Genomic DNA, 10493 nt, shown 5'->3' on the forward strand with positions numbered 1-10493 from the left:
ACCGGCACTCCTGTGGGACGGATCACAGTCTAGCGGGATTACTCCGGCAGGCTACTCTCCGCGTGACACCGCCACCATCGAATCCCGCGGAACAAGCTTCACCCTTTCGCGTACCAGTTCGGCGTTGCCGGTGGTGTTCACGAAGTTCGCACCGAGCTTCAGCTCATGGGCATCGAGCTTGAGCCAGCCCTCCCACGTGGTGTAGGGCACGCCGCGCGATTCGAGGAGATCGATGATGGCATCCTTCGACGGGTCCTCCGCCGGCGGCAGGTTGAGTCGGTCCTCCAGCAGGTACCCGATGGTTTCGAGGGCATCGCCCTTGGTGTGCCCGATGAGCCCGACCGGGCCGCGCTTGATCCACCCCGTCGCGTAGATCCCCGGCACGGCACTGCCGTCCTCGCCGAGGACACGCCCACCCTCGTTCGGGATGACGCCCCGCTTCTCGTCGAAGCCGACCTCGGGCAATTCGGAGCCGAAGTAGCCGACGGCCCGGTACACGGCCTGCACCGGGTAGTCGACGAATTCACCGGTACCGCGCACGCTTCCCTCACCCGTCAGTTCGGTCCGCTCGAACCGTATTCCGGCCACCTTGCCGGGAGTCTCCGGGGAATCGAGAATCTCGACCGGCGTGTGGAGGAAGTGCAGGTGCAGCCGGCGCGAAGCGCCGGTCGGCTCATCCTCGACGAGCCAGTTGGTCAGGGTCTTGACCATGGTCTTGGTCTGGTTATTACTGGCAATCTGCTGCTCGGAGGCTTCATCGAAGTCGAAGTCCTCGGGGTACAGCACGATGTCCACGTCACGCGAGTGCGAGAGCTCGCGAAGCTCGAGCGGGGTGAATTTCACCTGCGCCGGACCCCTCCGGCCGAAGACATGCACATCGGTCACGGGCGACGCCTTGAGGCCCTCGTACACGTTGTCCGGAATTTCGGTGGTGAGGAGGTCGTCCGCGTGCTTGGAGAGGATCCGGGCGACGTCGAGTGCCACGTTGCCGTTGCCGATGACGGCGATTTCCTTCGCGTCCAACGGCCAGGTGCGGTCGACGTCGGGGTGGCCGTCGTACCAGGACACGAAATCTGCTCCGCCGAAGGAGCCGTCGAGCCCGACGCCAGGAATGTTCAGGTCGGCATCCTTGATGGCACCCGTCGCGAAGATGACCGCGTCATAGAAACGCCGAAAATCGGACAGCGTGAGGTCCCGGCCGTAGTTGATGTTGCCGAGGAACCTGATGTCACCGCGGTCCAGCACCTTGTGGAGGGCGTTGACGATGCCCTTGATCCGCGGATGGTCGGGAGCGACGCCGTACCGGATCAGGCCGTAGGGCGCAGGATACTGGTCGAAGAGGTCGATACTGACTTCGAAATCGCCCCCCTGCACCTGATTGGACTTCGTCAGGATGTCGGCGGCGTAAACGCCTGCCGGCCCGGCGCCGATGATCGCGACCCGCAGCGGACGGGCCGCAGCTGAGGTAGACACTGATATGCCTTCTTCCGTGGGAAAAGCTCCCGAGAATGTCCTGCGCCAATAAGCGCACGTTTTCCTATTCTAAATGGCGGGCCGGACGCGTGGCTAAACCGGCGGGATGAAATTCGCTGGGGGAATAAAGCGCACCCCGGTCCCGTTCCCGCCCTCGTGAGCCGATCAGCGCAGAGAGCCCAACGCCCAGTCCGGAGCGAGAACTCCCTGGGCATCTTCTTCGGCATCGGAGCCTATGGCCTGTGGGGCCTCCTCCCGCTGTACTTCATCATCCTCGCACCGGCAGGTCCCGTGGAGATCGTGGCCAACCGGGTGCTGTGGTCCCTGCTGTTCTGCACCATCCTCCTGACGGTCCTGAAGTCGTGGGGACCGGTCAGCCGGGCCGTCCGAACCCCCCGCATCCTCGGCCTCCTGACAGTCGCCGCACTCCTCATCGCCGTCAACTGGCTCGTCTATACGTACGGCGTGACGAGCGGCCAGGCCATCGAGGCGTCCCTGGGCTACTTCATCAATCCCATCGTGTCGGTGCTGCTCGGCGTGTTCGTGCTGCGCGAAAAACTCCGGCCGCTGCAGTGGGTCGCCATCGGAATGGGCCTCCTCGCCGTCGTCGTGCTGGCCATCGGCTATGGTTCTGTGCCGTGGATCGCCCTGGCACTCGCGTTCTCCTTCGGTTTCTACGGCTTCGTGAAAAAGAGCGTCGGGTCCCGTGTGGACGCCGTCTCGAGCCTCAGTATCGAGACGGCGGTCCTCACCCCGATTGCCGCCGGGGTGATGGTGTGGCTCTCATCCAGCGGTGCAGCCACCCTGCTGACCGAAGGAAGCGGGCACTTCTGGATCATGGCGGCGTCGGGCGTCATCACCGCTGTGCCGCTCATCTTCTTCGGCGCTGCGGCCCGGCGCCTACCGCTCACGACCATCGGGCTGCTGCAGTACCTCGCGCCCGTCCTGCAGTTCCTGCTGGCCCTCTTCGTGTTCGGCGAGGAGATGCCGATCGAGCGCTGGGTGGGTTTCAGCCTCGTGTGGGCGGGCCTGGTGCTGCTGACCATCGACATGCTCCGCACCGTCCGCCGCCAACCCCGGGTGGGCAAGGGCGGTGGAGCCCCGGCGCCTTCCTCCGGGGACCAGGGCGCCCACCGGGCGGCTCCTACCGGCTCCGCGGACCGGAGCAGCGCGGAAGCGACTCCCGGAAAGACCTCCGATACCCAGGCGCCCCTGAAGCTGTGAGCTGATTCCCCGCTGCGATGTCCTGCAGATCAGGCCGCCGCGAGGTTCCAGTCCCTCGGGACCACGACCATGGGAACCGGCAGGGCGCGGAGCATCTTGTTCGCCGTCGAGCCGAGGAACAACTGGCTGTGCTGGGCGAGACGGCTCGAACCGACGATGACCAGTTCGCCGGCGTCCCATTCGATGTCGTCGATGGCCTGCTCGATGGTGCGGCCGTGGGCCACCATGATCGACGCGTCGTGACCCTGCGGCAACTGCTCCACAGCCCGGACGAGCACCGAGTTCGCGTGGCGGTGGGCCTGGTTGATGGCCTCGCCCGAGTTCTCCGCTTCCCGCTGGTCGAGCGCCACGAGGGAAATCAATCGAAGGGGCAGGCTCCGCCGTGCGGCAGACTCCACGGCGACGTCGAGTACGGCCTCCGCACCGGCTCGCGCCCCCACGGCGCAGGACATCCGCGTGAAGCGGTCCCGGTGCCGATAGCCCCGCGGCGAGAGGGCCACCGGAAGCGGTGACGAGTGCAGCACCGCATTGGCCACGCTGCCTACCGTGAAGCGGCGCAGCAATCCGTTGCTCGATGCTCCGATGACGATGAGTCCCGCATCCAGCTCCGCTGCCGCCTCGAGCAGGCCCGCGGCGAAGGAGTCGGCAAGGCGCACATGGGTGGTGACCTTCACGGCGCTGGGCACGCTCGCCGCCGCGCGCTCCAGGGCTTCGGCGGCACGGGCGGTCCCGGGGGCCGCGCTGCCGTCCTGCGGCCAGTCGAGGACTGTCACCAGGTCGATGCCCGCGGACTGCGTGAGCGCCAGCGACGTCGCCAGCTCAAGGGCATCCTGCCCACGGTCGTTCTCGGTGTAGCCGACGACGTATCGCACGGGAAGATCCTTCCGGGAGGAGAAACCACCGGCGCTCGAGGCAGGTGACGCCGGGCCGGATTCGACCCACTCTAACCTGCCGGTTCCAGTACGTCAGGCCGAGGGAGCAGCTCCCGTCTTCAGCACGTCTCCCCGAAAGAACGCCGGGTTCACCCGCGACATTACGAGCATCAGCACCGCGCCCAGCAGGATCACTCCGATCCCGAGGAGGAAGACCATGCCCACCCCGCCGATCTCGGAGCCCGAGCCGTAGGAAGGATCCATGGAATCGAGGGCGGTCTTGACGAACATCACCAGCAGGATCACGCCTCCCAGGAGCGGGGCAAGGAACTTGAGCAGGAAATCGCGCGCAGTGCTGAACGCAAGCGCCCGGAAATACCAGACGCACGCCAGCGCGGTGATTCCGTAGTAGAAGCAGATCATCATGCCGAGGGCGGTGATGGTGTCCCAGAGCGCGTTCTCCGAGACGATCCTCGTGATCACGTAGAACCCTGCCGCGGCCACGGCAGCCGCCACCGTTGCGTAGCCGGGCGATTCGTGCCGCCGGCTGACCCCGCCGAACCTGCCCGGCAGCGCCTGGTAGTGCCCCATCGCCAGGAGGGTCCGGGCCGGGGAGACGAAGGTGGACTGCAGCGACGCCGCGGAGCTGCTGAGGACGGCCATCGACATCAGGATGGCGAAGGGCCCCATGACCGGGCCCGCGAGAGCCGCGAAGATGCTCTCCTGGTTGTCCGGGTTGCCGGCACCGAGTTCGCCCTCGCCCACACCCGCGAAGGAGAGGGTGGCAAGTGCGACGGTCAGGTATACGGCCATGATGACCACGATGGTGAGCATCCCGGCCCGCCCCGGCGTCTTCTCCGGATTGGTGGTCTCCTCGTTCATGGTCAGCGTGACGTCCCAGCCCCAGTAGATGAAGATGGAGAGCGAGACCCCCGCGGCGAACGCCGAGAAGGAGCCGACGGCGAAGGGATTGAACCATTCGGCGCTGATCGGCGTCGCGTCGAAGGCGGTTCCGTTGGTGATGTGGATGAAGGCGGCGACAGCAAACCACACGAGCACCACGAGCTGGAACGTCACCAGCACGTACTGGACGGTCTTGGTGGTTTCCATGCCCCGGTAGGACACCCAGCAGGCAAGGGCGATGAAGACCAGGGTGGTGGCGATATTGACCGGAAGGTCGAGCGTCAGGTCAGCGAGGGCGGCGTTACCCGTAATCTGCGACAGCAGAAGGTAGAAGAAATCGACGGCCACGGCCGCGAGGTTCGACAGCACGATGATCGTCGCGGCGATGAGTCCCCACCCTCCCATCCACCCGACCCAGGGCCCGAAGGCCCGGGTGGCCCAGGTGAAGGACGTGCCGGAGTCGGGCATCGCGTTGTTGAGTTCGCGGTAGCCCAGGGCCACGAGCAGCATGGGGATGAAGCCGACCAGGAAGATCGCCGGCAGGTTCACCCCTACCTCCGCGACGGTGGGCCCGAGGGCCGCCGTAAGCGTGTAGGCCGGCGCGATGCAGGAGACCCCGATGACGACGGCACCCAGCAGGCCCACCGATCCGGCGCTCAACCCTTTCCTGCTCAGCCCTGTCCCAGCTTGCGTCTGGGTTTCTGTGCTCATGGAGTGGCCTCTTTGCGATCGGAACCCGGGCCGGACGTGGCCTCGGGGGTCTGGTGGGTACCCGGCACGTCAGACTCCGGGGGTTCGGAGGGACTCTTCGGCAAGCGCGAGGGCGATTGCCTCCGCCGTGAGCTGCCCCATGCGGATGGCACCGTCGACGTGCTGGTAGCCTTCGGCGGCGATGTCGGAGCAGGACCAGTAGATGGGCCCCACGGGGGTGCGCTGGTCCCGTCCGTACCGGTGGAGCCCGCCGAGATCGTAGCTCGACGCATAGGCGCCGCGCGTCCATTCCTCCGACGCCCAGTCGGACTCGTAGTAGACCTCGGGATTGAGTGCTTCAGGCCCGAGGAACCCGGCGAGCGACCCGAGGATCCGTTCCCGGCGTTCCTCCGGCGGAAGCTCGAACATGGCGTCCGCCTTCTCGTCGGAAATGAATCCCACGAGGGTGCCGCGTGGGTCCTCGTAATTCGTGTTGTCGTAGACCTCCTGCACGATCGAGCCCGCGCTGAACCCGGTGCCTGAAAGTCCTTCGTCGCGCCAGAAGGGCGTGGGATAGACGGCATGGACCTTGATGACCAGTCCCAGGGACTGGTGCTGGTGCATCTGGTGCTGGCGCCGGGGCAGCGGAGGTTCGTAGGACACGCGTGAGTACAGGTTGGGCGGCACCGCCATGACGGCATAGCGGGCGGAGACCGTGGTGCTGTCCGAGATTGCAGCGACGCCGCTGCCCGCCCCTATCCCGCCCCAGCACAACGTCCGCACCGGAGCATTGAGGACGACGTCGTCACCCAGTTCCGCTGCCATGCGCTCGGAGACCGACTGCATCCCGCCGATGACGCGGCGATCGAGGATGAAGTCCTCATCGACGAGGTTCGAGAACGACCCTGCGGTGGCCGCCATGAGGACGGCCTGCAGCGTCGAGAATGCGTGCGCGGGTTTGGTCAGCATGCCACCGGCGACGAACAGTCCGATATTGTTGCAGGCCTCCTCGTCGTCGGATTGCCGGCGCAGCCAGTGGTGGAACGAGATGGTGTCGAGCGCGCGGGCATCGGGATGGTTCCATGGGGCTTCCGGCCCGGCCTCGGCGACGAGCCGGTCCAGCATCCCGATCAGCCGCTCCATTTCCTCGCGGGTGTGCGTGTCGACGGGAAATCTGTCCCCGGCATAGCGGATCGCTTCGCCGTCCGGCCCGATGTAGACGGAATCGCCCTCGCGGTACCGGGGGAAGGTGTCCATCCCCAACTCGTCCAGCAGTGCGATGAGCGCGGTCTGGTCGGGTGAGACCCACTGCCCGCCCACCTCGAGAACCGCTCCGCCGACGACGTCGGTGTGCGTGCGTCCGCCTACACGGCCCCGCGCCTCGAGGACTGCCACGGAATGGCCGGCCCTCGCCAGACTGCGGGCCGCAGTCAGCCCTGAGGGCCCTGCCCCGATCACGACGACGTCGCGCTCCAGAATGTTCACTACGTTCCTTCCTGCGGTGCGGAACCCTACTAAATGAACGATGTTCATTTATATCGCCCTACTATAGTTCTAGGAGACGTTCTTGGGAAGAGTTCGCCGGAGGAAATAGGAGTCGCCGCCATGGGCACCGTGCCACCGGACGCGCAGCAGCGCCGCGCGGGAAGGCCCTCACAGGGAGTGCTGTCCCGCAGCCGCATCACCAACGCGGCACTGGAGCTGATCGATGACACCGGTTACGACGGCCTCACCATGTCAGCGCTCGCACGCCGCCTCGAGGTGGCGCCGTCGGCCCTCTATAACCACGCTGCATCCAAACAGGAAGTGCTGCGCTGGCTGCAGGACCACGTAATGACGATGGTCGACTTCAGTGCCTTCGCCACAGAGCCGTGGGCCGAGGCAGTGCGCCGCTGGGCATGGTCCTACCGCGAGGTCTTTGCCCGACACGCCCCACTGGTGCCCGTCATCGCGGTCCTGCCGGTGACCGACGCGGCCGACACGCTACGGATGTACGAGGAGGTGGCTCGGGGCTTCCTCGCCGGTGGCTGGCCCGAGGATCGCGTGGTGCCCGCCATCGTGGCCCTGGAATCCTTCATCTACGGCTCGGCGCTCGATGTCTCGGCCCCCAGCGACATTTTCGACTCGGGAGACCTCGCCGGGGAGTTCCCGATCTTCACCGCCGCGGTGCGCAGCAGCGCCGCATCGGGGGACAACGCCGCCGACGCCGCCTTCCGGGCGGGCCTGGAGGGACTCATCACCGGGTTGAGGGAGCAACTGGCGGACTGAGCTCCGCGGAACCTGCACATTTCTGGGGCCGCGGGCGTACCGGCCGGCCGGAAGTGCGCAGGTTCCATTCGGGAGGTGTCAGGCGCCCACCGAGCGAATGGCGTCCTCGAGGACGCCGAGCCCGTCCGCGAGTAGCGCATCGCCGATGACCAGCGGCGGCAGCAGCCGGACCACATTGCCGTAGGTGCCGCAGGTGAGGATGATGACGCCCTCGCGCAGGCACCTCGCTGCGACGGCCTTGGTGGCCTCGGGATTGGGGGTTCGGGTCCCCGGTACCACGAACTCCATGGCGAGCATCGCGCCGCGGCCACGGAGTTCACCGATGATGCTGCGCTCCCCCAGCTCCGCCTGCAGAGCGGTGAAACGCGCCGTGACCACGCCCTCGATGTGCCGGGCGCGCCCGGCGAGGTCGAGCTCCTTCATGGTGCCGATCGCGGCAAGTGCCGCCGCGCACGCCACGGGGTTGCCGCCGAAGGTCCCGCCCAGACCGCCCGCATGGACGGCATCGAGCAGGTCCGCCCGGCCGGTGATGGCCGAGAGCGGCATCCCCCCGGCGATGCCCTTGGCCATCGTGATGATATCGGGCACCACACCCTCGTGGTTCACGGCGAACCATTCCCCGGTGCGGCAGAATCCGGACTGCACCTCGTCGGCGATGAAGACCACGCCGTTTTCGCGCGCCCACTCCGCGAGCGCCGGAAGGAACCCCTCGGCCGGGACGATGAAGCCGCCCTCGCCCTGGACCGGTTCGATGATGATCGCGGCGACGGATTCGCTGCCGATCTGCTTCTCGATCATCGTGATGGCACGCTGCGCGGCCTCGGCGCCGGTGATCGAGGGGTTCTCCTCGCGGAACGGATAACTCATCGGAACGCGGTAGATCTCGGACGCGAAGGGGCCGAAGCCGCCGTCGGGGCCGGCCTTGTAGGGCATGGACTTCGCGGTGAGCGCCATGGTCAGGTTGGTACGGCCGTGATAGGCGTGGTCGAAGGCGACGACGGCGTCCCGTCCGGTGGCCAGGCGGGCCACCTTGACGGCGTTCTCCACTGCCTCTGCACCCGAGTTGAACAGCACGGTGCGCTTCTCGAAATCGCCCGGCGTCAGCTCGGCGAGCTGCTCGGCGACGGCGATGTACCCCTCATAGGGGGTGACCATGAAGCATGTGTGACTGAAGCGCCTCACCTGCTCCGCGACCGCGTCGACGACGGCGGGATCGGAAGCACCGACGCTCGTCACGGCGATGCCGGCGCCGAGGTCGATGAAGGAGTTGCCGTCGACGTCGCGGACGATCCCGCCGTCGGCGTCGGCTGCGTACACCGGCACCGTGGAGGCGACGCCCTTGGCGACCACGGCGGCGCGGCGGGCCGTGAGCTCGACCGACCTGGGACCGGGGAATTCGCCGACGATGCTGCGCTTCTGTTCGAGCCGGAAAGCGGGCTCGGCAATGCGGGCCGCGGTGGGGGCTGAGAGTGTAGTCATGGAGTTGATGTCCTTTGCCTAGGCGTCCAGCACGCTCATGACGTGCTTGATGCGGGTGTAATCCTCCACGCCGTACATGGAGAGGTCCTTGCCGTAGCCGGAGCTCTTGAAGCCTCCGTGCGGCATTTCGGCGGTGAGCATGATGTGGGTGTTGATCCAGACGGCGCCGAATTCGAGATCCCTCGAAACGCGCATCGCGGTTCCGTGGTCGGTGGTCCACACGCTCGAGGCCAGCGCGAATTCGACGTCGTTGGCAAGCTCCACCGCCTCGGCCTCCGTGGTGAAGGGCTGCACGGTAAGGATCGGTCCGAAGGTCTCCTTCTGCACGATGTCATCACTCTGCCGTGCTCCCGTGATGATGGTGGGTTCGAAGAAGTATCCCTTCTCCCCCGCGCGCTTGCCGCCCGTCACGATGCTGCAGTGCGCGGGCACGGCGTCCATCACGGCGTTGACGGCGTTGAAGTGATTGATGTTGTTCAGCGGCCCGAAATAGTTTTCGGCGTCGTCCGAACTACCCGTCTTCAGGGTCCGGGTGTGCGCGACCATCGCGTCGACCAGCTGGTCGTGTGCCGTTTCCTGCACCAGCACGCGGGTGATCGCGGTGCAGTCCTGGCCGGCGTTGAAGAAGGCGAATTCGGCGATGGCTTCGGCGGTCTTCTGGAGGTTCGCGTCGGCGAAGACGACGGCGGGGGCCTTGCCTCCCAGTTCCAGGTGAGCCCGTTTGAGGGTTTTCGCGGCGCCGGTCGCCACGGCGATTCCCGCGCGGACCGACCCGGTGATGGCGACCAGGCCCGGGGTGGGGTGCTCAACCATCGCGGCACCGGTTTCCCCGGTGCCGAGGAGGACGTTGAGGACGCCCGCGGGAAGGATGTCCTGGGTCAGCCGGGCCAGGACCAGGGTGGATTCTGGAGTGGTGTCACTCGGCTTGAGGACCACGGTATTGCCGGCCGCTAGTGCCGGCCCGATCTTCCAGATCGCCATGAGCAGCGGGTAGTTCCAGGGTGCGACCTGCGCGACGACACCGATGGGCTCCCGACGGATGTAGGACGTGTGGCCCTCCAGGTATTCTCCCGCCGACTTGCCTTCGAGGAGCCGAGCGGCGCCTGCGAAGAACCGCAGCTGGTCGGCGCCGACGGCAACTTCCTCAGCCGCGATCATCGCGCGAACCTGGCCCGTGTTGCGGTGCTGGGCCTCGACCAGCTCTTCGCTGTTCGCCTCGAGGGCGTCGGCGAGCCGAAGCAGCATCAGCTGGCGCTGGCCCGGTGTCACGTTCCTCCAGGACCGGAAGGCCGTGGCAGCTGCGGCCATGGCGGCGTCGACGTCAGCCTGGTTCGACACCGGGGACTGCGCCACCACTTCACCATTGGTGGGATTGACGATGTCCAGCAGCTCGGTGCCGGCGGCCGGGATGAACTGCCCGTTGATGTAATTCTTGAGAGTATCGGCCACGGTGGGCGTCCCTTTCAGTGGAATGGAGCCGCTAAACGGCTGCGGGGATCTTCCGGAACACTACGCCGGACCGCAGCGCCGAACCACGGACACTTGCACAGGGATTCGCCGAAATCGCCGTGCAGGAGGACAGGA

The 10493-nt window shown here is 66.6% G+C and carries 8 protein-coding genes; 2 read left to right on the plus strand and 6 right to left on the minus strand.

Annotated elements, in window-relative coordinates; all coding sequences use genetic code 11:
• Window positions 1–51: 51 nt before the first annotated feature.
• Window positions 52–1473, minus strand: a complete 1422-nt coding sequence (locus IWX65_RS08955) for an FAD-dependent oxidoreductase (protein ID WP_196882206.1) — start codon at window positions 1471–1473, stop codon at window positions 52–54.
• Between the two features lie 156 nt (window positions 1474–1629).
• Here IWX65_RS08955 and rarD point away from each other — a divergent pair, with 156 nt between their 5' ends.
• Window positions 1630–2697, plus strand: a complete 1068-nt coding sequence (rarD, locus tag IWX65_RS08960; RefSeq protein ID WP_334683765.1) for an EamA family transporter RarD — start codon at window positions 1630–1632, stop codon at window positions 2695–2697.
• Window positions 2698–2726: 29 nt separating this feature from the next.
• On the opposite strand, the gene IWX65_RS08965 is transcribed toward rarD, so the two are convergent.
• The 3 genes from IWX65_RS08965 to IWX65_RS08975 form a co-directional block, all read right to left on the minus strand.
• Window positions 2727–3569, minus strand: a complete 843-nt coding sequence (locus tag IWX65_RS08965) for a universal stress protein (RefSeq protein WP_196882208.1) — start codon at window positions 3567–3569, stop codon at window positions 2727–2729.
• A 93-nt stretch (window positions 3570–3662) separates the two neighbouring features.
• Window positions 3663–5183: an APC family permease gene (locus IWX65_RS08970; protein ID WP_196882210.1), complete on the minus strand. Its 1521-nt coding sequence runs from the start codon at window positions 5181–5183 to the stop codon at window positions 3663–3665.
• Between the two features lie 69 nt (window positions 5184–5252).
• Complete coding sequence (locus IWX65_RS08975) at window positions 5253–6647, minus strand: flavin monoamine oxidase family protein (protein ID WP_196882211.1); 1395 nt, start codon at window positions 6645–6647, stop codon at window positions 5253–5255.
• Window positions 6648–6767: 120 nt separating this feature from the next.
• Here IWX65_RS08975 and IWX65_RS08980 point away from each other — a divergent pair, with 120 nt between their 5' ends.
• A complete protein-coding gene (locus IWX65_RS08980; RefSeq protein ID WP_196882219.1) occupies window positions 6768–7430 on the plus strand; it encodes a TetR/AcrR family transcriptional regulator in 663 nt (220 codons plus the stop codon).
• A gap of 78 nt (window positions 7431–7508) precedes the next feature.
• On the opposite strand, the gene gabT is transcribed toward IWX65_RS08980, so the two are convergent.
• Together gabT and IWX65_RS08990 are read right to left on the minus strand one after the other, a co-directional pair.
• Entirely contained in the window at window positions 7509–8909 is a 1401-nt protein-coding gene (gabT, locus tag IWX65_RS08985) for a 4-aminobutyrate--2-oxoglutarate transaminase (RefSeq protein WP_196882221.1), read from the minus strand.
• 18 nt (window positions 8910–8927) lie between these two features.
• Window positions 8928–10358, minus strand: coding sequence for a gamma-aminobutyraldehyde dehydrogenase (locus IWX65_RS08990; RefSeq protein ID WP_196882222.1), 1431 nt, complete (start codon window positions 10356–10358; stop codon window positions 8928–8930).
• Between the last annotated feature and the right edge of the window lie 135 nt (window positions 10359–10493).

The organism is Arthrobacter sp. CAN_A214, from assembly GCF_015751955.1.
Lineage (GTDB): Bacteria > Actinomycetota > Actinomycetes > Actinomycetales > Micrococcaceae > Arthrobacter_D.

What these genes read in the sequence shown, in the direction of transcription:
- IWX65_RS08980 (WP_196882219.1), top strand. Translation starts at nt 6,768, where the DNA reads ATGGGCACCGTGCCACCGGACGCGCAGCAGCGCCGCGCGGGAAGGCCC.
- IWX65_RS08970 (WP_196882210.1), bottom strand. Translation starts at nt 5,183, where the DNA reads ATGAGCACAGAAACCCAGACGCAAGCTGGGACAGGGCTGAGCAGGAAA.
- gabT (WP_196882221.1), bottom strand. Translation starts at nt 8,909, where the DNA reads ATGACTACACTCTCAGCCCCCACCGCGGCCCGCATTGCCGAGCCCGCT.